The organism is Guyparkeria hydrothermalis (assembly GCF_023555385.1).
In the GTDB taxonomy this organism is placed as follows: Bacteria; Pseudomonadota; Gammaproteobacteria; order Halothiobacillales; family Halothiobacillaceae; genus Guyparkeria; species Guyparkeria hydrothermalis_A.
Map to the genome: position 1 here is coordinate 1582501 of NZ_JAJSED010000001.1, position 26929 is coordinate 1609429.

The following is a 26929-nucleotide window of genomic DNA, read 5'->3' on the forward strand; positions in this document are numbered from 1 at the left end:
TCAGCCCTCTTTCAAGAGGTCAGGCGTAACGCGTCGGGTCCGGCACACCGGCATCCTGGAAACCCTGCCGACGATAGTGACAGGAATCGCATCGACCACAGGCCCGCCCTTCAGGGTCGGCACGATAACAGGACACCGTCAGACCATAATCCACACCGAGCTCCTGGCCCGTGCGGATGATCTCCGCCTTGGTCATGCGCAGCAGAGGGGCGTGGATTTCGAACGGATGGTCCGCCGCAGTGGCGATGTTCGCCAGCTCCTCGAACTTCTCGATGAACGCCGGTCGGCAATCGGGGTACCCCGAATAGTCGACGGCGTTCACACCGATGTAGATGCGTTTGGCGCCGAGCACCTCGGCCCAGCCGAGGGCAAACGACAGGAAGGTGAGATTCCTCGCCGGCACGTAGGTACTGGGAATCTCGGACTGCGACGGATCGTAGTCCGGCACCGATCGTGACGCATCGGTCAGCGAGGAGCCGGTGATGCCATCCATGTCGATACGGATCGTGCGGTGGGCCGCCGCACCGGCCGCAGCCGCGACGCGCGCCGCCGCCTCGAGCTCGACGCGATGCCGCTGACCGTAATCGAAGCTCAAAGCATGCACGGCATAACCGTCCGCCCGCGCCCGCCAGGCCAGGGTGGCCGAATCGAGACCACCCGACAGCAGGACCACCGCTGGCTCTCGCTTCGCACTCATAGCTTATCGCCCCGGCTCGTCGCCCCAGATCAGCTTGTGCAACTGCATCTGGAAGCGGATCTCCAGCCCGGTCTCGAGAATCCACTCGGCAAGGGTGCGCGGCGACACGCCATCGAATACCGGTGAAAACAGCACGGCAAAGCGCCCGGTCAGGTCATGCTCGCGGACCCGGGCGATGGCCCAGTCGAAATCCTCGCGCGAGCCGATCACCACCTTGATCTCGTCACTGGGCTTCAGGTGCGCGAGGTTCTGCCAACGGTTGCGATCGACTTCGCCGGACGACGGTGTCTTGAGGTCCATGACCACGTGAACCCGCGAATCGACCTCGGCTATGTCCAAGGCGCCACTGGTCTCGAGGCTGACTACATGACCGGCATCGCCCAGGCGTCGCAGCAGATCGATGCAGCCCGGCTGAGCAAGCGGCTCGCCGCCGGTTACACAGACGTGACGGGTATCGAGCTCGGCCACCCGCGCGAGGATCGCTTCGGGGGCCATGCGTTCGCCGCCCGTGAACGCGTAGGCGGTATCGCAGTAAACGCAACGCAACGGGCAGCCGGTCAGACGCACGAACACCGTCGGCCAGCCGATATGATCCGACTCGCCCTGAAGCGAGCGGAAGATCTCGGTGATGCGCAGGGTGCGGGTCGAACCGGTCTCGACCTGATCGAGGGACGGCGTGTCGGCGGCCATCGCCTCGGTCATCCGCCACCCATGCGGGAGAGGCGCTGCTTCGCCAGACCGGCCGCCTGCGAGTCCGGATGGTCGGATACGACCTCGCTGAACAGCTGCCGCGCGGTTTCGCTGTCACCCTTCTCCTGGGCGATGTAGCCCATCTTGAGCTTGGCATCCGGGACACGGCGGCTGTCCGGGAATCGCTGCACCAGAGACGTATAGGACTGGCGAGCCGCATCGTAATCCTGCTTGACGTAGTACGTCTCGCCCTGCCAGAAGTACGCGCTCGGCGCCCAGCTGCCCTGCGGGTTGGCGTCGATTACCTTCTGAAACGCCTGGATAGCCGCGTCGTAGTCGCCGCTCTTCAGGACCTCAAACGCCTCGTTGTACAGCGCCTGCTGTTCTTCGTCGCTGGCTCCCGCGCCGCCGGCGGACGGAGCCGAGCCACCGGATGCGGCAGCAGCGCCGTTCCCACCACTCGCTGCGGGCGCCTGCGGTGCCGAAGGAGCACCCGGTCCGGTCGGTGCCGACGGCGAACCCATGGACGCCTGACCACCCTGGGCCGGCATCATGCCGCCTGCCCCGGCGGCGGGCTGCGACTGCGCTGCCTCCATCGCCTCGTCCACTCGCTCGGACTGGCGCTGCAATTTGCGCTCCTGCTCCGAAAGCTGGCCGCGCACCGCCTGCATCTGGCGCTCGAGGTCGTTGACGCGTTGCATCAACCGCTGCAGCAGCGCTGCCTGTCCGGACTGTGTGACGCTGCCGGCATCACCGCTCATCGGCATCGTCGTGGCAGGCGTCGTCCGCACGGCCGGCCGCTCCTCGGACGATTCGTTCGTGCTTTCCGGCTCCGAGCCTCCACCCCAATTGAGCCAGCCCGGTGCTTGCTGCGCCATTGCCGTTGCGCTCAGCGAGTAGGCAATGACACCAGCCGCCAGCGGCAAGCCGCGGCGGCGAACAGATACGGATGCGCTCATGGATTTCCTGTCTTGTTTCCCTTTAATCATTGAACGGCCCCCAGACCGGATCGCGAACCTTGCCCTGATCGTAACGCAAGGTTTGCGGCTCGCCACCGATTGCCGGCGAAATCTTCAACACCGAGCCGGTTCCGGACTGCGCTGCATAGACAACCATGGCCCCATTCGGCGCGTAGCTGGGGCGCTCCTCGCTGCCGCCACGGCTGAGCAGCTTGCGCTCACCGTCACCGAGCGACTGCTCGGCGACGAAGAAGCCACCGTCGGTGCGCACAACAAGCGTGAGTTTCTCGCCGTCGGGCGAAATTCGCGGCCCGGCAGCGTACGGCACGTCGAAGGTCAGGCGCATGGGCCGCGCATCGGGGCCGCTCTTGCGGAAGACCTGCGGCTGACCGTAGCGATCGGAGGTGAACGCCAGGCTGCGGTTGTCCGGGTACCACGTCGGCTCGGTCTCGATCGCTCCCGAGTGCGTCCACTTGGTCAGACGACGGGTATCGAGATCGATCACGTAGATGTCCGGGTTGTTTCCCTTGGACAGGGTGACCGCAATCTTGTCACCGCGCGGCGACCAGGCAGGCGCCCCGTTGATGCCCGGGTAGTCGGTCAGCTGGTAGCGGTCCCCCGTCGCCAGGTTCTGGACCCAGATCGCCGAGCGGTTGCCCTCGAACGACACGTAGGCCAGCTTGCCGCCGTCCGGGGACCAGCTGGGCGACATGATCGGGTAAGGCGACTCGAGCACGGTGCGGGGGTTGGCGCCGTCGGAGTCGGCGATCTGCAGGGTGAACACCTTGTTGTCACCGCGGCCACGCTCGGTCACATAAGCCAGGCGGGTGGAGAAGGCACCGCGATCGCCGGTCAGCTCCTCGTAGATGAGGTCACTGATGCGATGGGCAACCGTCCGCTCCGCGGAGGCGGGTGCCGTGATCTGACTGCCGGCCACCCGGTCACCGGAGCTGATGTCGATCAGGTAGAAACGGGCCTGCAGGCTATCGCCCTGCGAGTTGGCCTGTCCCATGACGACATAGCGGGCCTGGCCGGCGCGCCAGTCGTCGATACGCAGTTGCTGGGGCGAGACGGGCTGGCCGGGCATCGCCGTCCGAGGGATGGGGGCAAATAGGCCGGACCGCGCCAGATCATCGCTGATGATCTGTGCCAGATCGTCCACCTGCCCCGGCTGCTGGAACGGCACCACGGCGATGGGCACACCGGTCTCGGTGCCGCCACTGATATCGATCTCCAGCGCCGCCCGACTCGGGCCGGCCATCAGCAGAATCGCAACACCTACAAGTGCGCCAACCAGTGACGAAACACGGCTGGTGCGACGAGTAAAAGCCAATACATTCATGAGAATCACCCCGGGTTACCCCGTTATTCCGGCTTGAAGTTGAAGCGGATCTCTTCCTGGAAAATCGATTCCGTTTCCGGCTTGGGCAGCGGCGAGGCCGCCTCGATGGCCTGCACCACCGACCGCTCGAACAGCCGGTCGCCATCACAGCGCTCCACGCTGACGCTACGCACCCGGCCGGAGCTGTCCTGACGAACCGTTACGGTGCAGGTCCAGCCGATCCGGGCACCGGGCGGACGCTGCCAGTTGCGTCGCACCTTGGCCTGAATGGCCGCCGCCCAGCGGGCGAGTGCGCTCTCGTCCGCGCGCGCCTGGGCCTCGGCAGCCAGCTGCTCCTGCAGGGCGCGTTCCCGCGCCTCGCGCGCAGCCTGAGCCTCGGCCTCCCGGCGAGCTTTTTCCTCGGCCTCGCGACGAGCCTTCTCCTCGGCTTCCTTCCGGGCACGCTCCTCAGCTTCTTTGCGTGCCTTTTCCTCCGCCTCGCGCCGAGCTTTTTCCTCGGCCTCCTGGCGTGCCTTTTCTTCGGCCTCGCGGCGGGCCTTTTCCTCGGCCTCACGACGCGCCTTTTCTTCGGCCTCCTTCCGCGCACGCTCCTCGGCCTCTTTGCGCGCCTTCTCCTCGGCTGCCTTGCGCGCCGCTTCGGCTTCCTGACGCGCCTTTTCCTCGGCCGCACGCCGCTCGGCGGCTTCCTTCGCTTCCTGGCGAGCCTTCTCGGCTTCACGACGCTCGGCCTCGGCCGCCTCGCGGGCCGCCTTGGCCTCCTCCTGCGCCGCCTGGCGCTCGGCCTCCAGCTGTTCCTGCTGCTTCTTGATCTCCGCCAGTCGTTCGGCCTCGGCCTTGGCTTCTTTTTCGCGCTGCTCGCGCAACTGGGCCAGCTGCTGCGCCCGCGCCTCTTCGGCGCGGCGGGCCGCGGCCGCTTTTTCGGCGGCCTCCGTTTGTTCCTTGACTTCCTGTTCGCGCGCCTCGCGCTGCTGGCGCATCCGCTCGGCCTGCTTCTCGACTACTGCGGAAGAAACCGATTCAGCCTCGATGGTCGGCATGTCCGCCGACTGGCCGGCGGGTTCCACCCGCTCCGGCTGCCAGAGTTCGTTGAAGACAATGGCCAGCACCAGAAGCAGGTGCAGCAGCACCGCCGCGATCACGGCGGCGGGCATCCGTGCGAGCATCCGCAACATCGGTCAGCGTTCCTCCGCGTTCGACTGGGGCGGCTGCGAATCGGTCACCAGGCCCACCTTGGTCGCACCGCCCTGCTGGGCAGCCACCATGGCGCGCATGACGTTATCGTAGTTAGACGCGCGATCGCCCTTCACCAGCACCGGCGCCTCGGGGTCGACCTTGCGGGCGGCGGCAACCAGCTCGCTGACGGTGGTCAGACTGACGGGAGCATCCGGATTTTCGGCCTTGTTGACGAAGTACTCGCCGTCCTGATTGACGATGATCAGCAGGGGCGGCTCGTCGCTGTCGTCCAGCGGACTGGCAGCCGCCTTCGGCGCCTCGACCTCGACCCCTTGCTGCAGCATGGGCGCGGTCACCATGAAGATGACCAGCAGCACCAGCATCACGTCGATGTAGGGAACGACGTTGATCTCGGCGACCATGCGTCGCGCCCGTCGCGTACGCCGCGCCATGACTTACTTGCCTCCCAGCTGCCGCTGAAGCAGTCCCAGGAACTCGTCGATGAAGTTCTCGTAGCGGCCCGCCAGCCAGTCGACCCGCTGGGTGTAGCGATTGTAGGCAATGACGGCGGGGATGGCCGCGAACAGACCCATGGCCGTGGCGATCAGCGCCTCGGCGATGGGCGGCGCGACCGCGGCCAGCGTGGCACTCTGCATCGAGCCGAGGTTCATGAACGCGCTCATGATCCCCCAGACGGTACCGAACAGGCCCACGTAGGGGCTGACCGAACCGACGGTGGCGAGAAACGGAATACCCTCCTCGAGCTGGTCGATCTGGCGATGCTCGGCCACGCGCATGGCGCGCTCGACGCCGCCGATGACGTGATCATGGCGGCGCTCCTCGGCCTGCCGCAGTCGCTGGAATTCACGGAAGCCCGCTTCGAAGACCGCCTCGTGCCCCTCGCGCGGACGCTTCTCGCGCGAGATGCGGTCGTAGAATTCATTGAGGCTGCCACCGGCCCAGAAGCTGCCTTCGAAGCGGCGGACCTGGCTGACGGCGCGCTTGTAGACGCGCGCCTTGTGGAAGATGAGGGCCCAGGAGCCGACCGAGGCCAGCACGAGAATGAGCAACACGAGCTGGACGGGCAGGCTGGCCCCGGTAATCAGTTCGATGACAGATGGATCGGAATTCACGCGAAAGACTCCAGGATCGGCTCGGGTATGGGTTTGGGGCGGAAGGTCTGCGTATCGACACAGACGACGCGCACCGACACCTCACACAGGACCGAGGAATCGGCGGAATGTTCCACTCGCTGGGTGAAATCGATGGCCGCTGAGCGCAGGCGTTCCACCTCGCAGGTGACGGTAAGCGCGTCATTAAATCGCGCCGGTCGACGATATTCAAGCGAGGCGCGAGCCACCACGAAGACCACCTTCTGCTGGTCGCGGAGGGCGTCCTGTTCCCAGCCGCGGGCACGTAGCCACTCGGTCCGCGCCCGCTCGCAGAAGTTGAGGTACCGCGCGTGGTAAACCACGCCGCCAGCGTCCGTGTCCTCGTAGTAGACGCGCACGGGCCAGCGAAACACCGAAGGGTCCGGATGCGTCATGGTCACTCTCCCGAAGGCGTGTCGGCGAGATCAACCGACCACTGCGCCGGGGGCGTGAATCCGAAGTGCTCCCAGGTCTGCCGGGTGGCCATGCGCCCGCGCGGCGTCCGGATGAGAAAGCCCTGCTGGATCAGGTACGGCTCGAGAACGTCCTCGATGGTGTCGCGCGACTCGCCGATCGCCGCGGCAAGGTTGTCCAGCCCGACCGGTCCGCCGTCGAATTTCTCCAGCAAGGTCTGGAGCAGGCGGCGGTCCTGGTGGTCGAAGCCACGCCGGTCGACCTTGAGCATGTCCAGTGCCGCGCTGGCGATATCCCGGTCGACCCGACCGCCACCCTTGACGTCGGCATAGTCGCGCACCCGCCGCAGCAGCCGGTTGGCAATCCGCGGGGTGCCACGCGAGCGCGCCGCGATCTCGCGCGCGCCGTGACCGTCCATCTCCAGCTGGGTCAGCCGCGCCGAGCGTTCGACGATGTGCACCAGGTGATCGACCTCGTAGAACTCGAGCCGCTGGATGATGCCGAAGCGATCGCGCAGCGGGTTGGTCAGCATGCCGGCCCGCGTGGTCGCGCCCACCAGCGTGAACGGCGGCAGGTCGAGCTTGATCGAGCGCGCCGCCGGCCCCTCGCCGATCATGATGTCGATCTGGTAGTCCTCCATCGCCGGGTAGAGGATCTCCTCGACCACCGAGGAGAGGCGATGGATCTCGTCGATGAACAGCACGTCGCCCGGCTCGAGGTTGGTCAGCAAGGCGGCAAGATCCCCGGGGCGCTCGAGCACCGGACCGGAGGTCTGCTTGAGGCTCACGCCCATCTCGTTGGCGATGATGTGCGCCAGCGTGGTCTTGCCCAGCCCCGGCGGACCGAAGATCAGCACGTGATCGAGCGGCTCGCCGCGGTTTCTCGCCGCCGGGACGAAGATCTCCATCTGCTCGACCACTGCCGGCTGGCCGATGTAGTCGGCCAGTTTCCGCGGCCGCAGCGCCCGTTCGAGGGCCTCCTCGTCGGGGCGGTGCTCGGAGCTGACGAAGCGGGCGTCGTCTATCGATTCACTCATGGCTTACTTGACCGTCTGCCGCAGGGCGAGGCGGATCAGGGCCTCGGCGTCGGTCGCGCCTTCCTTCTCGGCCCGGGTAATCATGCGATTGGCCTCGGCCGGCTTGTAGCCCAATGCCTCGAGCGCGCTCAAGGCCTCGTCGCGCGGCGTTTCCTCGGCAGGCACGCCGCCGACGGCCGCCGGGACGGAAGTGCCCGGCGTCTTGTCGAGCCGATCGCGCATCTCGATGATCAGCCGCTCGGCGGTCTTCTTGCCGATACCCGGCACCTTGGTCAGCGCGCTGACGTCGTCGTTCATGACGCAATCGCGGAACTGGGCCTCGGACATACCCGAAAGCACGGCGACGGCCATGCGCGGGCCGATGCCCGAGACCTTGATCAGGGCGCGGAACAAGTCGCGCTCGCGGACGGTGGCAAAGCCGTACAGGAGCTGCGCGTCCTCGCGCACCACCAGATGGGTGTGCAGGACCACGTCATCCTGCCCCTGGGTGGCGAAGAAGGTAGACATCGGCGCCTCGACCTCGTAGCCAATGCCGTGCACGTCCACCAGCAGGAACGGCGGCTTGCGGGTGAGTACGCGTCCAGCAAGTCTGCCGATCATTTCCGTCCTCCCGACTTGGCCGCGGCCCGAGCCATCAGCGCCGCGGCATCCATGTCACGCCAGCCACGCGAGTCGCTGCGGCGGCGATACCGTCGCTGCGAGGCCTCGCGCAGAATCTCGCGCGCTTCGGCGTTTCCTCCGCCGGCGGCCACGCCGCCGAAGGCCTGACTGCGATAGCAGTGGCACAAGGCGACGGCGGCAGCGTCCGCACCGTCGGCCGACGGCAACTCGTCGAGCCCGGCCAGGCGCTGGATCATGTGAGCGACCTGCGTCTTGTCAGCCTTGCCGCTGCCGACCACGGCCTGCTTGACCGTCGCCGGCATGTATTCCTCCACCGGCAGACCGTGGCGCACCACCGCCGCCAAGGCCGCGCCACGGGCCTGGGCCAGCTTGAGCGAGGAGGACTCGCTGCGATACATGAAGATCTGCTCGATAGCGCACTCGTGCGGCTGATGGGTCTCGATCCACTCGGAGACCGCATCGAAAACGCCGCCCATGCGGGCGGCAAAAGAGCCATGGGCCTGCAGGGACTGGCTTGCCAGCCCGAGGCAGCGCGCCCGGCCGCGGGCGAACTCGATCACCGCCAGCCCCAGCACGCGGGAGCCGGGGTCGATACCGAGCACCCGCCGGGCCACGGGTTGCGCTGCCCCATGCTCAGGCATAGGCCTCTTCCGGGATCTCGCCGTTGTGGTAGACGTCCTGGACGTCGTCGAGGTCCTCGAGCATGTCGATCAGCTTGACCACCTTCTCGGCGGCCTCGCCTTCCACCGGCGCGTTGGTGGCGGCGCGCATGGTGACCTCGCTCTCCTCCGGCGGCAGGCCGGCGTCGATCATCGCCTGTTTGACGTCGCTGTAGGTCTCCGGCGTGGTGGTCACCTCGATCGAGTTGTCGTCGAACACCTGAATGTCCTCGGCGCCGGCCTCCATCGCCGCCTCCATGACCGGATCCTCGTCGCTGCCCGGCGGGTAGTAGAGCACGCCCAGCCGGGAGAACAGGAACGAGACCGAGCCGTCGGTGCCGAGGTTGCCGCCGTTCTTGGAGAAGGCGTGGCGCACGTCGGCGACGGTTCGGGTGTTGTTGTCGGTCATGCCGGTGACGTAGACCGCCACACCGCCCGGGCCGTAGCCCTCGAAGCTGACTTCGACGAAGTCCTGCCCCTCGAGATCACCGGCACCGCGCTTCGCGGCGCGCTCGATGGTGTCCTTGGGCATGTTCGCGGAGAGCGCCTTGTCCCAGGCCAGGCGCAGGCGCGGGTTGGCCGACGGGTCGGCATTGCCGCCCGTGCGCGCGGCAACCGTGATCTCGCGGATGATCTTTGTCCAGATCTTGCCGCGTTTCTTATCCTGCGCCGCCTTGCGGTGCTTGATGTTCGCCCACTTGCTGTGACCGGCCATCTTGTCGTTTCCTCGTCAAATGTGAACCGAACCCCGCATCGGGGGCGGATATTGCAGCGTGCAAATCATTCTATCAAAGCCGGGCGTTTCCCCCCGACGACATGACTCGGTCGGTGCGCCACCACACTCCCCACAGTGCGAGCGCGGCGAGATACAGCGTCGCCATGCCTGTCGCCAGCGCCAGCAGGGAATCGGCCAGCAAGGCCACCAGCACCCCGGAGACGATGCCGGCAAAGGCCATCTGGGTGGCGCCCTGCAGGGCCGAGGCCAGGCCGCGCTGGGCCGGCCAGTAGTCGAGCGCGGTGATGTTGAGCGCCGGCATGGTGGTCGCCATGCCCATCACGTACAGCGTGATCGGCGTGACGGTCAGCCACACGCTGTGCACCTGGTCGGCCGGCTGCAGGCTGACCTGCAGCAGGTTGTAGAGCACGGCAAGCCCGCTGATCGACAGCCCCAGCCCCATGGTGGCGGTCATGCTCAATCGCCCCGCCAGCCAGCGGGTCATACGGCTGCCGAGGATCAGGCCGGTCACCAGCGGCACGAAGAACTTCCAGAAATCGGTCTCATGCTGACCGAGGTGGTCGATCAGGATGGCGGGGGCGGCCGCGACGTAGAGGAACATGCCGCCAAACAGCAGGGCGAACACCACGATCAGCTGCATGTAGCGCGGATGCGCGAAGGCGCGCAGGTAGCTCTTGGCGACGAAACCCGGCGCGAACGACTGGCGCGCCTCGCGCGAGACCGTTTCGGGCAACAGCCGCCAGATCGCCAGGACCAGCAGCAGGGAAAAGCCGAACAGGAACCAGAACACCGAGCGCCACCCGAACCACTCGTGCAGCCACCCGCCGATGATCGGTGCGGCCGCGGGTGCGGCGGCGAACACCAGCATGACGTTGGCCATCACCCGCTGGGCATCGGCCCCGCCGAACATGTCGCGCACCAGCGCCCGGCCGATCACCACCCCGGCACCGGCCGCCAGCCCCTGCCCCACGCGGGCGGCGATCAACTGGAGGAGACTCTGGGAAATCGCGGCAAGCACGGTCATCACGGCATAGGCCAGCAGGGCCAAGAGGATGACGCGCTTGCGACCGAAGCTGTCCGCCGCCGGGCCGTAGAACAGCATCATCGAGCCGAAAGCGACCAGGTAGAGACTCAAGGTCTGCTGGACGGCCGCCTGACCGACGCCGAATTCACTACCGATGGCATGGAAGGACGGCAGGTAGGCATCGACGGTGAAGGGCGCGAGCATCAACAGCCCGGCGATCACCAGGATCAGCACCGCGGCGCGGCGCCCTTGCGGAGAGGGGGCTTCGGACGGCCCGCTCACGCCGGCGCGAGTTCGCGCACGCCCGAACGGTAGCGGAGGAAGGTCTTGAGCTGCTGGTGGCCGTGCTGGGTGAGGATCGACTCGGGATGGAACTGCACGCCCTCGATGGCGTACTCGCGGTGGCGGAAGCCCATGATCTCGTCGACCGAGCCGTCATCGTGCTGCGTCCAGGCCGTCACTTCGAGCTCGGACGGCAAGCTGTCGCGCGCCACCACCAACGAGTGATAGCGGGTCGCCTCGAACGGGTTCGGCAGCCCCTCGAACACCCCTTCGCCAGTGTGATAGACCGGCGAGACCTTGCCGTGCATCACCTCGCGCGCCCGCACGACCTGGCCGCCAAAGACCTGGCCGATCGCCTGATGGCCGAGGCAGACACCGAGGATGGGCAGCTTGCCGGCGAAATGCCGAATCACCTCCAGCGAAATACCGGCCTGGTCCGGGTCGCAGGGACCCGGCGAGACGACGATGTGACTCGGCGCACGGGTCTCGATCTCCTCGATCGTGACCTGATCGTTGCGCGCCACCCAGACCTCTTCACCCAGCTCGCCCAAGTACTGGACCAGGTTGTAGGTGAACGAGTCGTAGTTGTCGAGCATGAGCACCATGTACGGCTGCCACTCCATGATCAAAGAGGTGTCGCTGCCCCGGGAGGCGACGCGGCCGGGCCCGGGACAACCCCGCGACGAAGCGGCCGCCGCAAGGGCGACCAGTATAGCTCACACCGCCCGGCGGACGAGCCTGGCGCGCGCCGCGAACCCGCCGCCAGAACGGCTGCCTCAGTGGTACTTCTCGACGGTGACATGCCCCGGCTCGCGACGCCGATGGCGACGCAACCCGCGCGCTTCCAGTCGCTGCTGGACCGCCTCGATCATGTCCGAGTTCCCGCAGAGCATGACGTGCGCGTCCTCGGGGCGCAGCGTCAACCCGACCAGCCGCTCGATATCGCCGGAGTCCAGCGCCGCCGGAATGCGCTGTTGCAACGTCCCGGTGACGGTCTCCCGGGTGACCAGCGGCACGAAGGTCAGCCGGTTGCCATACCGATGCAGGAGCTCGCGAATCGTATCGCCATAGGTCAGGTCCGAGGCGGTGCGCACCGAGTGGCACAGCACTACCCGCTCGGCACGCTGCCAGGGGGCATCGGTCTTGAGCATGGACAGGAAGGGGCCGAGCGCCGTCCCCGTGGCGAACAGCCACAGATGGCGATGCTCGGGGGTGCGCTCCATGGTCATCGTGCCGGTGACCGAGGAATGCACCTGGAACAGGTCGCCGGCCTCGAGCCGGGCCAGCCGGGGGGAGAGCGGCCCTTCCGGCACGACGTTGAAATAGATCTCGTGAGGCGTCTCGTCCGGGGCGTTGACCAGCGAATAGGGCCGCGCGATCCGCTCGCCGTCGACATCCAGCCCGACGCGCACGAACTGCCCGGCCTTGAACGCGGGTAGCGGCGCGTCGAAGCGCAATGAAAACAGGCCGTCGTTCCAGCGGATCTTCTCGACCACGGTCGCCTCAAGCCATTCGCCCATCAGTCACCTCGCGTCATGTTTGTTGTCGCCCTCGCGGCCGGCTTGCCGCCGGGGGCGCTTGAGAACGCAACCAGTGTAGCGATGCCCTGCCGGCCACGCAGACCCGTTGCTTAGGATCGCTCACGGTGACGCCGCTGACGACGCTGATAGAGGGTGATCATCAGCAGCGCCGACAGGATCAGGCCGATACCGAGCTGCTTGACCGGACCGGGCGTCTCGCCCAGCACCAGCCAGGCACTAAGCACACCGATACCCGGCACCAGAAGCGAGCCGAAACCGGCCACCCAGGTAGGCAGGTGGTGCAGTGAATAGACCCACAGCAGCCAACCGATCGCGCCGGCCAGCAGCACGTTGTAGAACAGCCCCCAGAAGAAGTTGGGCGTGGCGTTGATCGCGAACGGCTCGGCCCAGAGCGCCACGCCCGCCAGCAGCAATCCACCGTAGAGCATCTGCCAGGCCGTCAGACTCAAAAGATCGGGCCGGTAGCGGTGGTAGTAGCGCTTCTGCCAGATCGCCCCCAGCGCCCAGCCGAACCCCGAAGCAAGGCCGAACCCCACCGCGCCGACGGCAAGCGCCTGCTCCCAGGGGGCGATCAGCAGCACCAGACCGGGAAGCGCCAGGCCGATGGCCAGCAACTGGATGCCGGTGATGCGTTCGTGCAGGGCGAAGTGCGCCATCAATGTCAGCCACAACGGCATCATGAACACGATCACCGACGTCTCGCCGGCCGGGCCGGTTTCCAGCGCCCACATCATGAAGCCGACGAAGGCGGCCGTCTGGAACACGCCGATCGGCAGGACGTAGAACAACGGCGGCGGTCGCAGGCGCTTGCCGGCCAGCGGCAGGATCGCGATCAGAAGCAGTGCCGGCACCACGGTGCGCAGCGCGGCGAACCAGGCCGGCGAGACATCGGTCAGCACCGCCTTCATCACCACCCAGTTATAGCCCCAGAGGATGCCGAGCAGCAGCAATGCCAGCAGCGGCATCACCGTAACGGGTGCGCTTTCGGGAATATCGCGATCTTCGACGGGACCTGGGGTCGGCTCGGTCATGCGCTCACCGGCGGTTTCGGGAAGGCCGGCGATGGTAGCAGCCTGCCGTCACCGACGGGGAAGCCGGGTGGACGGCGAGGAACTGCAGCAATATTGAGCCATCCCATCTATTGTCCACGTGGACGAGCCATTTTCGCGGCCACCCCGACGCGGGGTTGAGGCCGCTTCGTCATAGGAGGTAGCACCATGCTTTCTTGGGCACTCGTATTTCTGATCGTGGGCATCATTGCCGGCGTGCTGGGGATGAGCGGCATCGCTGGCGCGGCCACGCAGATCGCCTGGATCCTGTTCGTCGTTGGCCTGATCCTGGCCATCGTGTTCTTCCTGATGGGACGGCGCCCGCCGGTCTGACCGCGCCAACCCGGCAGGAAACCGAGGAAACCCCGGCATGGCCGGGGTTTTTTTGTGTCAGGCACCACACCATCGGGACTGCCACTACACGACGGCGGGAGACGCTTCGGCTACCATCGTCAGGTGCCCGGCGGGCCGGACACAGCCAAAGGGAAGTCAGCACATACGACAAAGGAGAACGTCCCCATGGAAACCTCATCCTCAGCGGCCGACGCCCGCTCGATCATCGAACCGCTGTACCGCGGCAAGTTCTGGATGCAGCTGATCGGCGTGATGATGATCATCTACGGCGTGATCACCGCCCTATCGATAGTCGGCATCATCATCGCCTGGATTCCCATCTGGGCCGGGGTGGTCCTGATGCAGGCCGCCGGTGCCGTCCACCGTGCCTACACCAGCAACGAGCCCCAGGAGGCGAGCTACGCCATGGGCAAGATCCGGATCTACTTCACGATCTTCGGCGTGCTGACTCTGCTCGGCCTGATCATGATGGTCGTCAGCATGATCTTCGGCGTCGGCATGATGGGAATGGGTGCAGGCAACTTCTGACGTCCGCCTGACCGAACGCAACACGAAAAAAAGCCCCCGGCCGGAACCGGGGGCTTTCTTTTATGAATCAGCGCGTGGGCCGATCAGATCCGGCCGTAGACCTCGCCGCCCTTCTCGACGAACTCGATCGACTTCTCCTTCATGCCCTGCTTGAGCGCCTCCTCCTCGTCGACGCCCAACTGGTCGGCGTACTCGCGCACCTCCTGGGTGATCTTCATCGAGCAGAAGTGTGGGCCGCACATGGAGCAGAAATGCGCCACCTGGTGGGCTTCCTTCGGCAGCGTCGCGTCGTGGTACTCACGCGCCCGCTCCGGATCGAGCGACAGGTGGTACTGGTCCAGCCAGCGGAACTCGAAGCGCGCCTTGGACAGCGCGTTGTCGCGCACCTGCGTGCCCGGGAAGCCCTTGGCGAGATCCGAGGCGTGGGCGGCGATCTTGTAGGTAATCACACCCTCGCGCACATCGTCCTTGTTCGGCAGGCCGAGGTGCTCCTTCGGCGTGACGTAGCAAAGCATGGCGGTGCCGTACCAACCGATGTTGGCCGCGCCGATGCCGCTGGTGATGTGGTCGTAGGCCGGCGCGATGTCGGTGACCAGGGGCCCAAGGGTGTAGAACGGCGCCTCGAAGCAATCCTCGAGCTCCTTGTCCATGTTCTCCTTGACCATGTGCAGCGGCACGTGGCCCGGGCCCTCGATCATCACCTGCACGTCGTGCTTCCAGGCGATCTGGGTCAGCTCGCCGAGGGTCTTCAGTTCGGCGAACTGCGCCTCGTCGTTGGCATCCGCCAAGCAGCCCGGGCGCAGGCCGTCGCCCAGCGAGAAGCTGACGTCGTAGGCCTTCATGATCTCGCAGATCTCGTTGAAGTGCGTGTAGAGGAACGACTCCTCGTGGTGCGCCAGGCACCACTTGGCCATGATCGAACCGCCACGCGAGACGATGCCGGTGACGCGCTCGGCGGTCATCGGCACGTAGGCCAGGCGCACGCCGGCGTGGATGGTGAAGTAGTCCACACCCTGCTCGGCCTGCTCGATCAGCGTGTCGCGGTAGATCTCCCAGGTCAGGTCCTCGGCCTTGCCGTCGACCTTCTCCAGCGCCTGGTAAAGCGGCACGGTGCCGATCGGTACCGGCGAGTTGCGCAGGATCCACTCGCGGGTCTCGTGAATGTGCTTGCCGGTCGACAGATCCATGATGGTGTCGCCGCCCCAGCGGATGCCCCAGACCATCTTCTCGACTTCCTCGGCGATGCCGGAGGTGACCGCCGAGTTGCCGAGGTTGCCGTTGATCTTGGTACGGAAGTTCCGGCCGATGATCATCGGCTCGATTTCCGGGTGGTTGATGTTCGCCGGGATGATCGCGCGGCCGCGGGCGATCTCGTCACGGACGAACTCCGGGGTGATCTCGTCCGGGATCGCCGCGCCGAAGGACTCGCCCTTGTGCTGGCGCAGCAGCGCCTTGTAGCGCGGGTCGGCACGCATCTCCTGGAGACGGTTGTTCTCGCGGATCGCGACGTATTCCATCTCCGGGGTGATGATGCCCTGGCGCGCGTAATGCATCTGGGTGACGTTGGCACCGGCCTTGGCGCGACGCGGCGGGCGGATGTGCGAGAAGCGCAGGTTCTCGGTCTTCTCGTCGCTCAGACGTTCCTGGCCGAAGCGCGAGGTCGGCCCGTCGAGCTGCTCGGTGTCGTCACGCTCGTCGATCCATTTCTGCCTCAACGGCTCGAGCCCTTTGAGCAGGTCGATCTCGACGTCCGGGTCGGTGTAGGGGCCGGAGGTGTCGTAGACCGGAATCGGCGGGTTGGAGACGATGCCGGAGTCGTTCTGCGTCGCCGTCTGGCTGATCTCGCGGTACGGGACACGGATGTCCGGGCGCGAGCCCACCGAATAGCGCTTGTGGCTGGCCGGAAACGGCTCGATGACCGTCTCGGAGAGTTTTGCCGTTTTCTGCAGGAAATCGCTGGGGATTGCGCTCATATGTGCTACCTCGTGGGCCACCTTGTTCAGCATGGGGGCATGCACGACGAGCGCCGACTGGACACGGGAGGAATACTCAGATGTGCCAGACAGACTTCCCTACGCCGATGCAAGCCGGATCAGGTTCCGAGGGTGTTTCTCAGCCGCCGGGCGGACCCCTGCGGGATCGTCGGCGGCACCCCTAGTCTGTGGGTAATGACTGTCCCAGCCCTGCTGAAACAGCCCCTTCAATGGGCGCAACGCTACCCCAGCAAGCGGAAAACAACAAGTTCCCGCACCGCTTTCAGTCACTTAGCCGCGTCACCCGGCGCGCATCGCGCGCTGCCTGAAGTTGCCCGGACGGGGGAAAACCCGTAAATTACCGCGCACTCAATTTTCCGAACTCAGAGCCAAACCATGCCCACCGACATCGAACTGGCCCGCTTCAATATGGTCGAGCAGCAGATCCGCCCCTGGGACGTGCTCGACAAGCGCGTTCTGGAGGTGTTCTTTAACGTCCCGCGCGAGCGCTTCGTCCCGGACGCCGAGCGCGTCCACGCCTTCGCCGACGTCGCCGTACCGATCGGTCACGGCCAGACGATGCTGCCGCCGGTGGTCGAGGGCCGCATCCTGCAGTACCTGCAGGTCCAGCCCAACGAGCGCGTGCTCGAGATCGGCACTGGCACCGGCTTTTTCACCGCCTGCCTCGCCTCGCTGGGCAACAGCGTTCGCTCGGTCGACCTGTTCGAGGACTTCACGGAACGCGCCGGCGGCCTGCTCGCCGAGCTGGGCTTCGAGCGCGTGGTGCTGGAAACAGGCGATGCGCATGACGGATGGGCCAATGACGAGCACTTCGACGTGATCGTCTTCACCGGCGCTCGCACCACCATGCCGGAGGCCTGCTTCCGCCAGCTCAACGTCGGCGGCCGCCTGCTGGCGATCACCGGCACGGGCCCGATCCAGACCGTCTCGATGGTCACCCGCGAATCCGAGACCCAGTTCCGGACCGACTCGCTGTTCGAGACCCGGACCGGCTACCTGATCGGCGCGGAACCCAAGCCGGCCTTCTCGCTCTGATTACACCCGGTCGACGGTCTCCGGCCGGACCAGGACAACCCGACACGGCCCCGGTATCTCACCCGGGGCCGTTCTGCGTTAAGCTCGACGTTTCGGCAGGGGCCGAGGCGCATCGATCGCCGGCTCTTTCGAGCTCCCCGCCGCGCGCTGGCACTCAATCAGCCGCTGGGGTATCGTGCCGATAGCTAGCAGGCTAATCAATTACGCATCCAACCTGTCCGAGGAAGCTCGACCATGCCAGTCCCTCGCCTCACATCCTCCCCCGGCCGGGGCGTGCCTCGCAGCCTTGACCGACCCTTCCGCCGAGCTGCCCTGTCGGCCGCCATCGGCATGGGGCTGACACTGGCAGCCGGCACGGCAGCGGCCGCGGACCTGCTGGACGTCTACGCACTGGCCGAACAGAACGATCAGCAACTGCGGGCGGCGCAGCAGCAGCGACTCTCGGTCGAGCAGAACATTCCCATCGAACGGGCCGACCTGCTGCCTCAGGTTCAGGGCAATGCCGGCGTCAACTACACCCACACGCGGGTTCTTGACGGCGGTTTCGCGGGATCCGACGAGATCAGCGGCACGGGCCGCAATGTGGCCCTGACCTTGTCACAAACGATCTACAACCGGACGGAAAACCTGCAGCTCGACGTCGCCGAACTGCAGGTGCGCCAGGCCGATATCGACTACGAACAGGCCCGGCAGGACCTGATCCTGCGTACCGGTCAGGCCTATTTCCAGGTACTGAACGCCGATGCCCAGCTTCAGTTGGCCAAGGCCAACCGCACCGCGCTCAAGCGCCAGCTCGAACGGGCCCAGCGCCAGTACGACGTCGGGCTGGTCGCCGTGACCGACGTGGCGGACGCGCAGTCCCAGTACGACCAGGCGAACGCCCAGATCATCGCGGCCCGCAATGCGCTCAACAACGCCGATGCCGCGCTGCAGACCATTATCGGCCAGAGCGAGAACGATCTGGACGACATCCGCACCAACCTCGACGTGGCTGCCCCCCAGCCGGCCGATCCGCAGCAATGGATCGATCTCGCCCTGGCGCAGAACCTCGAGTTGCAGAGCGCGGTCGTCGGCACCCAGATCGCGCAGCAGAACGTGGATGTAGCTCGTTCGCAGCGGGCACCGACCGTGAGCCTCGAAGGAAGTTACGGCTACGACAACAGCCCGAGCCAGTTCACCGGCCGCAGCGAGACGCTCAATGGCCAGGTGGGCGTGCAGCTGAATCTGCCCATCTACACCGGCGGTCGCATCAACGCCCAGTCGCGTCAGGCGGCCTTCGACTACCAGCGCAGCCAGTTCGACCTCGAGGCCCAGCGCCGCCAGGTCCGCCAGCAGACTTCCGACAGCTTCCGCGGCGTGCAGACCTCGATCAGCGAGATCACCGCCTTCCGCCAGGCGGTCGAATCGGCACGCACCAGCCTGGTCGCCACCGAGGCCGGCTACGGCGTGGGCACGCGTACGATCGTCGATGTGCTGAACGCCGAACTGCGGGTGTTCCAGGCCATGGCCGACTACCTCGACGCGCGCTACAACTACATCACCAACCTGCTGCAGCTGAAGGCCGACACCGGCCAGCTGACGGTCGCCGACCTCGAGGCCATCAACCGCCAGCTCACCGAGCAGGAGACCAACGCCCTGATCGCCCCACTGATGAGCTCATCCAAAGGCGAAGGCGCGAGCTCGGTCGAGACCGAGATGATGCAGCGCGTACTCGAACGCGCACGTCAGACGGTGGACGGCGAGCAGTAAACCGGGAAGTCAGCCGGCGGCGCCTTCAATCCACGCCGCCAGCCGATCGGCCAACCGGGCCGCCGCGCCGCGATGGCCGGCGATCACGGCCCGGGCCCGCTCACCGGCGACCGCCCAGTCGGCCGGATTCTCGAAGCACTCGATGACCGCAGCGGCCAGCGTGTCGGCACCCCGGACCTGACGCTCACCACCGGCCTCGCCCAGCGCGGCGAATACCGCCCGGAAGTTGCTCACGTACGGGCCACTCAACACCGCGCGCCCGACCGCGGCCGGCTCTAGCGGATTGTGCCCCCCAACGGGCTCGAGCGAGCCGCCCATGAAGACGACCGGCACTTCGCCGAAACGCTCGGCCAGCACCCCCGCTCGGTCGACCACCGCCACGGCCAGCGCCCGCTCCGGCATGCCCGCGGCTTCCCAGCGAGCCACCGAGAGACCTGCCGCCTCCACCATCCGCATGACCTCCGCCGCCCGCTCCGGATGCCGCGGAACCAGGATGAGCTGGGCATCGGGGAAGCGCTCGCGGACACGGGCATGGGCCGCCAGCACCTGCTTTTCCTCGCCCGGATGGGTGCTGGCCGCCAGCCAGGTATGCGCCCGGGCGGCCGGGACGGCCGGGATGGTCTCCGCCACGGGCAAATCGAACTTGAGATTGCCGCAGTCGGCCACCCGTGGCGCCCCCAGCGCAGCGAATCGATCGCGATCCTGGTCGGACTGCGCACAGACGAACCCGACGCCCGCCAGGACCTCCCGCAGGAGTGGGCCGCCCCAACGTCGGTAACGGGCAAACGAACGGTCGGACAGCCGCGCGTTGGCAATCATCATCGGCACGCTACGGCGATTCGCCTCGCGCACCAGGTTGGGCCAGAGCTCGGTCTCCATCACCACCATCGCTCGCGGTGTCAGTTGACGGAGGACCTGCCGCTGCACGAATGCGTAATCGTACGGGGCGTAGAAATGGGGCAGACCGAGCGAACGGGCCGCCTCGGCGCCGGTCTCGGTGGTGGTGCTGAGCACGATCGGCAGATCCGGCCAGCGCGAGCGCAGCTCGTCGACCAGCATCGCAGCGGCGCGGGTTTCGCCGAGCGAAACGGCGTGCAGCCAGAGCGCGCCCTGGGGGAGCCCATCGCGCAACCGGCCGAACTGCTCGAACAGGCGCCGGTCGCCCCGGGGAGCATGCCGATAGCGACGCCACGCATCCCAGACGAGCCACGGGGCAATCAGACCGAGGGCGATCTGGTACTGCCAGCGCCTCATGCCGGCACCCCGATTTCGGCGCGATACGGCATGGGTGGAAGAGCGGGTCGGGTCAGGTGCATGGCGGGCATTATCCCTTAGAATGGCAGCCCATGAATGCCCCTGCCCCAAGTCGCCTGCGAGCCGCCCGCTTCGGCCTGTCGCTGCTGCCCCGTCTGATCGCGGCGCTGCCGCAGCGTGGCCGGTTGGCTCTGGGGCGCTTCACGGGCTGGCTGATGGCCCGGCTGCTGAGAAAACGGCGTGACGTGATGCGCGCCAACGTGGCGGTCGCGTTCCCGGAATGGAACCAAGCGGCGCGCGAGGCCCTGATCGAGAACCACTTCAAGCGACTCGGCGAAGGCATCTGCGAGGGGTTCTGGGGCTGGTTCGGCAACCTCGAGCGCGTCCCCGAGTACCGCATCATCGGACTGAAACATCTCGAGGCCGCCGAGGCCCGTGGGCAGGGGGTGATCCTCAATGCCGCGCATGTCGCCGACATGGAGCTGGGGGTCTATTTCGTCTCGCGGCATGCCGCCATTCATGCCGTCTACCGGCCCAACAACAACCCGGCGATCGACAGCCTGATCAATCAGGGCCGGGAGAAGCATCTGGCCGGCCTGATCCCGCGCGATGACACGCGCAGCATGGTTCGGGCGCTGCGGGGCGGGGGCGTACTCTGGACCGCACCGGACCAGAATTACCATGGCAAGACCAGCGCGTTCATTCCCTTCCTCGGCCTGCCGGCGGCCACCAATACCGCCATGCCCACACTCGCCCGCATGGGCCGGGCAACCATCCTGCCCTACCACGTCCGCCGCTTCGGCACCCGTTACGAGCTCGAGATCGAACCGCCCCTCGATGGCATTCCCAGCGGCGACGATGCCGCCGACACCCGGCGTCTGGTCGAGCGGCTCGAAGCAGAAATCCGGCGCCACCCGGAGATGTATCTCTGGGGACACCGCCGCTTCAAGACCCTTCCCGAGGGCTATCCTCCGCTTTACTGACGGCATCGGCCCGCCCGCAACGCTCCAGCTCCCAAAGCTTGGCCTGGCGTAGAAAGCGGCTGTAGGCATAGTTCATCGCGTAGATGTAGCCGACCAGGCCCGCCCGCCAGAAGCCCTTGGTGAAATAGCCGAGCAGGAACGAGAGCCAGAAATCTGCGACAAGGCGCAGCCCCGAGGCACGGCGCCCCTTGCGCTGCATGTCCTCGGCCTGCATCGCCGTGTAGCCGTCCATCTTGTGCAGGCGGTGCGACAGCGAGCGGGTGGAGTCATGGGCAACCCGGCCGGTGAGCACGCCGACGCGAGCGCCCTCTTCCATCTGCACCCGGTCGTGCACCGGGCTTTCGCTGTAGCGCCCCCGTGAGCGCCGGTACAGCCGCACCGGCAGGTACTGGGCCTTGCGGCTGATCCGCTCGCTGCAAAGAAAGCGGTCGTGGATCGGCAGGCGGTAGGCATCCTCGCCGGGCCCGTCCTCGAAGCGGGCAACGATCTCGTCGCGCAGTTCGGGCAGCAGGCGTTCGTCGGCATCGATATTGAGGATCCAGTCGTTGCGGGCCAGGTCCTCGGCGTACCGCTTCTGCCGCCCGTAGCCCGGCCAGTCATGGTGGACCACCCGGGCGCCGAGCCCTTCCGCGACCGCCTCGGTGCCGTCGGTGCTGCCGGAGTCGACGACGATCACCTCGTCGGCGAAGTCGATCACGCTCTCGATGGCCGGGCCGACGCGGTCGACCTCGTCCTGCGTGATGATCGTGACGGAAATGGGCAGTTTCGGGGGCATCATCACCTCGGCAAAAACGGGCGTGGCAACGGCATCAGCGGCGGTGCGATGTGAGATCATAGCAACACACGACACCCGAACCGGACGACACGCCTCGCGATGCGCATTGCCCAAGTCATGTTCAGCAAGGGGTTCGGCGGCGCCGAACGCTATTTCGTCGACCTGTGCCTGTCGCTGGCCGAGCGCGGCCACGAGGTGCTGGCGATCACCCACCCGCAATCGGCCAGCCGCCGTCATCTCGAAGGCAAGGCGCGCATCCGCGTGGTCCCAATGCGGGTGCGCGGCAACCACGACTGGCTCAAGCTGTGGCCGCTGGCGCGCGCCATCCGCGCCTTCCGTCCCGACATCGTCGAGGCCCAGCTCAGCCGCGCCGGGCTTTACCTCGGCCGCATCAAGCGCTGGTTACCCGCCCCGCTGGTAACCCATGTGCACAACTATCTCGACCTGAAATACTTCCGGAAGATCGACTTCTTCACCGCGGCCACACCCGACCAGGCGCGCCACCTGCGCGAACTGCGCGTGGCGGACGAACGGATCATGGTGGTACCGAACTTCTCGATGTTCCCGCCGCGCCAACGCGCTACCGGCGAGGCCACCACGGCGGTGCAGCTGCTGGCCTTCGGCCGCTTCGTGCACAAGAAGGGCTTCGACGTCCTGCTCCGCGCGGTCGCCCGCCTGCCTGACCGGCACGCCTGGCGGCTGGTGCTGGCGGGCGACGGACCGGACCGCGACAAGCTGACTGCGCTGGCCGACGAGCTCGGCATCCGTGACCGGGTGGATTTCCCTGGCTGGATGGAGGACGTCACGCCGCTGCTGGACCAGGCGGACCTGTTCATCCTGCCCTCGCGCCACGAGCCCTTCGGCATCGTGGTACTGGAAGCCATGGCGCGAGGCACCGCGATCGTCAGCACGCGCACCGAGGGGCCGGTAACCATCCTCGATTCGACCACCGGCTGGCTGTGCGCGATCGACGATGCCGCGGACATGGCCACCCAGCTCGAGGAGGCGATCGGCAACGATGCCGCCCGCGCCGAGCGCGCTGAGCAGGCCCTGGCGCGCTACCGCGAGCGCTATTACGTCGATGCCGTGCTACCGCAGATGGAGGCCGGCTACCGCCAGGCCCTCGCGCTGGCCGGTGGTCAGGAGCGCTCGGCGGCGAGCGACTGATACAGGGCGAGCGTCTCGTCCTGCATGCGATCAAGGGTGAAAGGCACGCCCTCGGTCACGCTCGGCACCCCGTCGTGCCACCACTGCGCGAGGCGGTCGACCGCCGCCTCGATGTCGCCCGGCGGCACCCGCCCCTCGGGGTAGACCCGCTCCAACTGCTCGCCCACCCCGCCGTGGTCATAGCCGAGTACCGGCCGCCCCAGGGCGAGCGCCTCGGTGACCGTGCGACCGAAGGACTCGGGCTTGCGGGTCAACGAGAGCACCACGTCGCTGATTGCGAGGATCTCGCGCAGGTCCCGACGCGGACCGAGCCAGGTGATGTCTTCCGCTAATCCGAGTTCGGTGATGCGCGCCTGAATATCCTGCCAGTAGGCCTGCCGCCGCGGGTGCACCCCGCCGGCCAGCAACGCATGCACCGGCACGCCCCGCGCCTTCAGGCCCGCGACGATCTCGAGCAGGTCGCGATGCCCCTTCAACTGCGTGATCCGCCCCGGCAGGGTAATAAGCCAGCGATCCGCCAGCGTGGGGTGTTCGGCGAAGAAGCGCTCGCGCCAGGCCGCATCCGGCCGGAAGGCGGGGTAATAGTCGGCCGGGTCGATGCCGCGATAGAAGCGCACGATCCGCTCGGGGTCGACGTCCGGATAATGCTCGCGAATGTATCTGACGATGCTGTCGGAAACGGCAATGACCCGCTCGCCCTTGGTCATCACGGCACTGTAGCGCCCCGGCGTGTAGGCACCGTGCACGGTGGTCACCAGACGCGGCCGGCTGGCCGGCTTCATGCCCCTCCAGGCGAGATAGCCGATCCAGGCCGGCAGCCGCGAGCGCAAGTGCAGGATGTCGACATCCTCGTCGCGCAGCAGGCGGCGTACCGTGGGGATATAACGCAGGGTGAGCAACGACTTGCGGCCGACCGGCAGCGTGACGTGCTCGGCACCCAGCGCCTCGAGTTCCTCGACCAACCGACCGCCCTCGGAGATGACGATGGCGCGATGGCCGGCGCGCACCAGCGCCTCCGCGATTTCGAGCGTGCCGCGTTCCACGCCACCGCCGTCGAGCGCGGGCAGCATCTGCACCACGGTCAGTCGTCGCGAGGTGGCTGAGGGGGTTGCTGTCGTCACCGGGTGATCTCCTCGATCGGTTTGCCGGATGGCATACGGCGCAAAAGGGTGGCCTAGGAGCCTCTGCACGATTCGATGGCGCCTCTGGCTGACGGGTTTGTTCGCAATCAAGGCGCCGTCCCGAAGGTGGGCTCATTGCCCGCCGAGGGACGGCAACGCCGACTGCGGGAAAACCCGCCAGCCTCATCCGGGCGGGCCGCGAAGGGTCCATTTGCGGCGTTACAATCCTTGCGAAGGACCACTGCCATTCACGGCGGACTGTGCCTTGCAACTGGACCCTTGGCAGTCCCGCAGAGGCACTATCGAATCGTGCAGAGGCTCCTCGCGAGGCTATCATGCCCGCATGCCGACACATCCCGACACCGCCAACGAGATCTGGGCTGTCACCACGGGCGAGGCCGGCATGGCCAACCAGGCCCGCGGCCTGGCCGAGGCCATCGCCGAGTGCACTGGCTGGCCGGTGGTGCAGAAGACGATCCGTCTACCTCGCCACTGGCGCTGGCTGCCGATGCACTGGGTGCCAGACCCGCTGGGAAAGCTCACCCCAGACTCGGACCGACTCACCCCACCCTGGCCACGGGTACTGATCACCTGCGGCCGGCGCAGCACGGCCGCCTCGATCGCCATTCGCAAGCTCTCCGGCGGGCAGTGCTTCACGGTGCACGTGCAGGACCCGCTGATCCCGCCGCGCTATTTCGACCTGGTGGTTCCGCCCCGCCACGACGGCCTGACCGGGCCGAACGTCCTGCCGACGCGCGGGGCGATTCACCATGTCACCCAGAGCAAGCTCGATGCCGCCGCCGAACAGTTTCGTGCGGACTTCGAGTCGCTGCCGCGCCCGTGGATCGGCGTGTTGCTGGGCGGCTCGAACCGCACCATGACCCTGACTCCGGAGAAGACGCGCCAGATCGGCGAACAGCTGGCTCAGGCCGCCCGAGACAGTGGCGGCTCGATTATTGTCACGCCGTCGCGGCGCACGGGAGAGGAGAACACGCAGGCATTGGCGGAGACCATCAGGGACGTGCCGCATCTGCTGTGGCGCGGCGAGGGACCCAATCCCTACTTCGGCATCCTGGGCCTCGCGGACTACCTGGTGGTGAGCGGCGATTCCGCCTCGATGGTCTCGGAGGCCGCCTCGACCGGCCGGCCGCTGTACGTGATCGACTTCGGCCGCTACTCGAAGCGCTTGGCGCGCTTCCACCGCGAGCTGCGCGAGGAAGGGGTGACACGCGCCTTCGACGGCACGCTGGAACGGTGGGCTTACGAGCCGGTGGACGATACCCGGCAGGTGGCGGCCGTCATCTGCGAGAGGGTGACGGACGCCGACTAGCGCCCGTCGGGAACGGCCTCAGTCGATCAGCTTGTAGACCGCGCTGCAGTAAATGCAGCGAGCCTCGTCGCCCTTGTGCTCGAGGTGGATGTAGACCCGCGGGTGCGAGTTCCAGACGGCCTCTTCCTCGCGCGGGCAGTAGACCGGCAGGTCGGCCTGGGTCACCTCGATCACCCGGTCGGCGTTCGGGGTCTTGAAGTCCTGCGGGTGGGATGCGGTATCCGGATTCATGCACGTGCCTCCACGTAGTCGAGCCAGTTGTCTGCCAGTGGGGGATAGCGCCCCTCGACGAGATCGAAGTAGGTGCTCTGCAGGCGCTCGGTGATCGGACCGCGCACGCCGCTGCCGATGGGCCGGTCGTCGACCTCGCGGATCGGGGTGACCTCGGCGGCGGTGCCGGTGAAGAACGCCTCGTCCGCGATGTAGACCTCGTCACGGGTGATGCGCCGTTCCACCACCGGGATGCCGAACTTGTTCGCCAGCGCGATGATGGTGCGACGGGTGATGCCGTCGAGCGCGGCGGTCAGGTCCGGGGTGTACAGGACGCCATCGCGCACGATGAAGATGTTCTCGCCCGAGCCTTCGGCGACGAAGCCCTGCGTGTCGAGCAGCATCGCCTCGTCGTAGCCGGCCGCGGTGGCCTCGCGCAGCGCCAGCATGGAGTTCATGTAGGCGCCGTTCGCCTTGGCCTTGCACATGGTGACGTTGACGTGGTGGCGCGAGTAGCTCGAGGTGCGGATGCGGATGCCCTTCTCGATGTTCTCCGCACCGAGATAGGCGCCCCAGTGCCAGGCGGCAACCATCACGTGCACCTTGAGGTTGTCGGCGCGCAGGCCCATGCCCTCGGAGCCGTAGAAGGCCATCGGTCGGATGTAGGCACTCTCCAGCCCGTTCTCGCGCACGACCTGGCGCTGCACCTCGTTGAGCTGGCTCTCGCTGTAGGGCAGCGTCATGCCGAGGATCTTGGCCGAGTTGTGCAACCGGCGAGTGTGGTCCTCGAGGCGGAAGATCGCGGTACCCTGCTCGGTCTTGTAGGCGCGCACGCCCTCGAACACGCCCATACCGTAATGCAGGGTATGGGTGAGTACGTGGGTCTTGGCCTCGCGCCATTCGACCATCTCGCCGTCCAGCCAGATCAGGCCATCGCGGTCTTCCATCGACATTGCAGTACGCCTCGCAGAGCAGTTAACCGGTGCCGCGCGCCGGCGACGAACCGCCACGCGCAAACCCGCGAGTTTACCACCCCGAAGACGTTTCCGGCAGGG

At 66.8% G+C, this 26929-nt stretch carries 29 protein-coding genes and 1 riboswitch; of the genes, 7 read left to right on the plus strand and 22 right to left on the minus strand.

What is annotated here, in order from left to right:
• Positions 1-19 precede the first annotated feature (19 nt).
• From queC to LV476_RS07435, 16 genes are all read right to left on the minus strand, one after another.
• Positions 20-697: a 7-cyano-7-deazaguanine synthase QueC gene (queC, locus tag LV476_RS07360; protein ID WP_250074854.1), complete on the minus strand. Its 678-nt coding sequence runs from the start codon at positions 695-697 to the stop codon at positions 20-22.
• 3 nt (positions 698-700) lie between these two features.
• A complete protein-coding gene (gene queE, locus LV476_RS07365) occupies positions 701-1399 on the minus strand; it encodes a 7-carboxy-7-deazaguanine synthase QueE (RefSeq protein WP_250074856.1) in 699 nt (232 codons plus the stop codon).
• Positions 1396-2346 (minus strand): tol-pal system protein YbgF, encoded by a 951-nt coding sequence (gene ybgF / locus LV476_RS07370; RefSeq protein WP_250074857.1) that lies wholly within the window; start codon positions 2344-2346, stop codon positions 1396-1398. The genes queE and ybgF overlap by 4 nt, the downstream gene beginning before the upstream one ends.
• A 22-nt stretch (positions 2347-2368) precedes the next feature.
• The gene (gene tolB, locus LV476_RS07375; protein WP_250074860.1) at positions 2369-3607 is read right to left on the minus strand and encodes a Tol-Pal system beta propeller repeat protein TolB; all 1239 of its coding nucleotides are present in this window, start codon (positions 3605-3607) and stop codon (positions 2369-2371) included.
• Between the two features lie 104 nt (positions 3608-3711).
• Positions 3712-4860 (minus strand): cell envelope integrity protein TolA, encoded by a 1149-nt coding sequence (gene tolA / locus LV476_RS07380; protein WP_250074862.1) that lies wholly within the window; start codon positions 4858-4860, stop codon positions 3712-3714.
• Positions 4861-4863: 3 nt separating this feature from the next.
• Positions 4864-5313, minus strand: a complete 450-nt coding sequence (gene tolR, locus LV476_RS07385; protein WP_250074864.1) for a protein TolR — start codon at positions 5311-5313, stop codon at positions 4864-4866.
• Between the two features lie 3 nt (positions 5314-5316).
• Positions 5317-5994 (minus strand): protein TolQ, encoded by a 678-nt coding sequence (tolQ, locus tag LV476_RS07390; protein ID WP_250074866.1) that lies wholly within the window; start codon positions 5992-5994, stop codon positions 5317-5319.
• On the minus strand, positions 5991-6407 hold the full coding sequence (gene ybgC / locus LV476_RS07395) for a tol-pal system-associated acyl-CoA thioesterase (RefSeq protein WP_250074868.1): 417 nt from the start codon (positions 6405-6407) through the stop codon (positions 5991-5993). Before ybgC ends, tolQ begins: the two co-directional genes overlap by 4 nt.
• Positions 6408-6409: 2 nt before the next feature.
• Positions 6410-7462: a Holliday junction branch migration DNA helicase RuvB gene (gene ruvB / locus LV476_RS07400; RefSeq protein WP_250074870.1), complete on the minus strand. Its 1053-nt coding sequence runs from the start codon at positions 7460-7462 to the stop codon at positions 6410-6412.
• Positions 7463-7465: 3 nt separating this feature from the next.
• Positions 7466-8062: a Holliday junction branch migration protein RuvA gene (ruvA, locus tag LV476_RS07405; protein WP_250074872.1), complete on the minus strand. Its 597-nt coding sequence runs from the start codon at positions 8060-8062 to the stop codon at positions 7466-7468.
• Entirely contained in the window at positions 8059-8724 is a 666-nt protein-coding gene (gene ruvC / locus LV476_RS07410; protein ID WP_250074874.1) for a crossover junction endodeoxyribonuclease RuvC, read from the minus strand. The genes ruvA and ruvC overlap by 4 nt, the downstream gene beginning before the upstream one ends.
• Complete coding sequence (locus LV476_RS07415) at positions 8717-9457, minus strand: YebC/PmpR family DNA-binding transcriptional regulator (protein ID WP_250074876.1); 741 nt, start codon at positions 9455-9457, stop codon at positions 8717-8719. Before LV476_RS07415 ends, ruvC begins: the two co-directional genes overlap by 8 nt.
• A 73-nt stretch (positions 9458-9530) precedes the next feature.
• Positions 9531-10784, minus strand: coding sequence for a multidrug effflux MFS transporter (locus tag LV476_RS07420; protein WP_250074878.1), 1254 nt, complete (start codon positions 10782-10784; stop codon positions 9531-9533).
• Complete coding sequence (locus LV476_RS07425; RefSeq protein WP_250076290.1) at positions 10781-11389, minus strand: anthranilate synthase component II; 609 nt, start codon at positions 11387-11389, stop codon at positions 10781-10783. Before LV476_RS07425 ends, LV476_RS07420 begins: the two co-directional genes overlap by 4 nt.
• Positions 11390-11560: 171 nt before the next feature.
• Entirely contained in the window at positions 11561-12304 is a 744-nt protein-coding gene (locus LV476_RS07430; protein ID WP_250074880.1) for a ferredoxin--NADP reductase, read from the minus strand.
• A 110-nt stretch (positions 12305-12414) separates the two neighbouring features.
• Positions 12415-13356: a DMT family transporter gene (locus tag LV476_RS07435; RefSeq protein WP_250074882.1), complete on the minus strand. Its 942-nt coding sequence runs from the start codon at positions 13354-13356 to the stop codon at positions 12415-12417.
• Positions 13357-13542: 186 nt separating this feature from the next.
• Between LV476_RS07435 and LV476_RS07440 the strand changes: the two genes are divergently transcribed.
• Together LV476_RS07440 and LV476_RS07445 are read left to right on the plus strand one after the other, a co-directional pair.
• On the plus strand, positions 13543-13707 hold the full coding sequence (locus LV476_RS07440; protein WP_250074884.1) for a DUF1328 domain-containing protein: 165 nt from the start codon (positions 13543-13545) through the stop codon (positions 13705-13707).
• Between the two features lie 186 nt (positions 13708-13893).
• A complete protein-coding gene (locus LV476_RS07445) occupies positions 13894-14256 on the plus strand; it encodes a DUF5362 family protein (RefSeq protein ID WP_250074886.1) in 363 nt (120 codons plus the stop codon).
• Positions 14257-14339: 83 nt separating this feature from the next.
• On the opposite strand, the gene thiC is transcribed toward LV476_RS07445, so the two are convergent.
• On the minus strand, positions 14340-16229 hold the full coding sequence (gene thiC / locus LV476_RS07450; RefSeq protein WP_250074888.1) for a phosphomethylpyrimidine synthase ThiC: 1890 nt from the start codon (positions 16227-16229) through the stop codon (positions 14340-14342).
• 79 nt (positions 16230-16308) lie between these two features.
• Positions 16309-16422, minus strand: a riboswitch (TPP riboswitch).
• A gap of 203 nt (positions 16423-16625) precedes the next feature.
• Here thiC and LV476_RS07455 point away from each other — a divergent pair.
• Together LV476_RS07455 and LV476_RS07460 are read left to right on the plus strand one after the other, a co-directional pair.
• Positions 16626-17285: a protein-L-isoaspartate O-methyltransferase family protein gene (locus LV476_RS07455; protein ID WP_250074890.1), complete on the plus strand. Its 660-nt coding sequence runs from the start codon at positions 16626-16628 to the stop codon at positions 17283-17285.
• 234 nt (positions 17286-17519) lie between these two features.
• Positions 17520-19034 (plus strand): TolC family outer membrane protein, encoded by a 1515-nt coding sequence (locus LV476_RS07460; RefSeq protein ID WP_250074892.1) that lies wholly within the window; start codon positions 17520-17522, stop codon positions 19032-19034.
• 9 nt (positions 19035-19043) lie between these two features.
• On the opposite strand, the gene LV476_RS11210 is transcribed toward LV476_RS07460, so the two are convergent.
• Positions 19044-20288, minus strand: coding sequence for a 3-deoxy-D-manno-octulosonic acid transferase (locus tag LV476_RS11210; protein ID WP_284047424.1), 1245 nt, complete (start codon positions 20286-20288; stop codon positions 19044-19046).
• Between the two features lie 92 nt (positions 20289-20380).
• Here LV476_RS11210 and LV476_RS07470 point away from each other — a divergent pair, with 92 nt between their 5' ends.
• On the plus strand, positions 20381-21271 hold the full coding sequence (locus LV476_RS07470) for a lysophospholipid acyltransferase family protein (protein ID WP_250074894.1): 891 nt from the start codon (positions 20381-20383) through the stop codon (positions 21269-21271).
• On the opposite strand, the gene LV476_RS07475 is transcribed toward LV476_RS07470, so the two are convergent.
• A complete protein-coding gene (locus tag LV476_RS07475) occupies positions 21234-22106 on the minus strand; it encodes a glycosyltransferase family 2 protein (RefSeq protein ID WP_250074895.1) in 873 nt (290 codons plus the stop codon). The genes LV476_RS07470 and LV476_RS07475 overlap by 38 nt on opposite strands.
• A 39-nt stretch (positions 22107-22145) precedes the next feature.
• Here LV476_RS07475 and LV476_RS07480 point away from each other — a divergent pair, with 39 nt between their 5' ends.
• Positions 22146-23213, plus strand: a complete 1068-nt coding sequence (locus LV476_RS07480) for a glycosyltransferase (RefSeq protein ID WP_250074897.1) — start codon at positions 22146-22148, stop codon at positions 23211-23213.
• On the opposite strand, the gene LV476_RS07485 is transcribed toward LV476_RS07480, so the two are convergent.
• Positions 23186-24283, minus strand: coding sequence for a glycosyltransferase family 4 protein (locus LV476_RS07485; protein WP_250076292.1), 1098 nt, complete (start codon positions 24281-24283; stop codon positions 23186-23188). The two genes, LV476_RS07480 and LV476_RS07485, sit on opposite strands and share 28 nt — an antisense overlap.
• 394 nt (positions 24284-24677) lie before the next feature.
• Here LV476_RS07485 and LV476_RS07490 point away from each other — a divergent pair, with 394 nt between their 5' ends.
• Positions 24678-25664 (plus strand): mitochondrial fission ELM1 family protein, encoded by a 987-nt coding sequence (locus LV476_RS07490; protein WP_250074899.1) that lies wholly within the window; start codon positions 24678-24680, stop codon positions 25662-25664.
• A gap of 18 nt (positions 25665-25682) precedes the next feature.
• Here LV476_RS07490 and LV476_RS07495 read toward each other — a convergent pair whose 3' ends face one another.
• Positions 25683-25895 (minus strand): zinc-finger domain-containing protein, encoded by a 213-nt coding sequence (locus LV476_RS07495; RefSeq protein WP_250074902.1) that lies wholly within the window; start codon positions 25893-25895, stop codon positions 25683-25685.
• Positions 25892-26827: a branched-chain amino acid transaminase gene (locus LV476_RS07500; protein WP_250074904.1), complete on the minus strand. Its 936-nt coding sequence runs from the start codon at positions 26825-26827 to the stop codon at positions 25892-25894. The genes LV476_RS07495 and LV476_RS07500 overlap by 4 nt, the downstream gene beginning before the upstream one ends.
• Between the last annotated feature and the right edge of the window lie 102 nt (positions 26828-26929).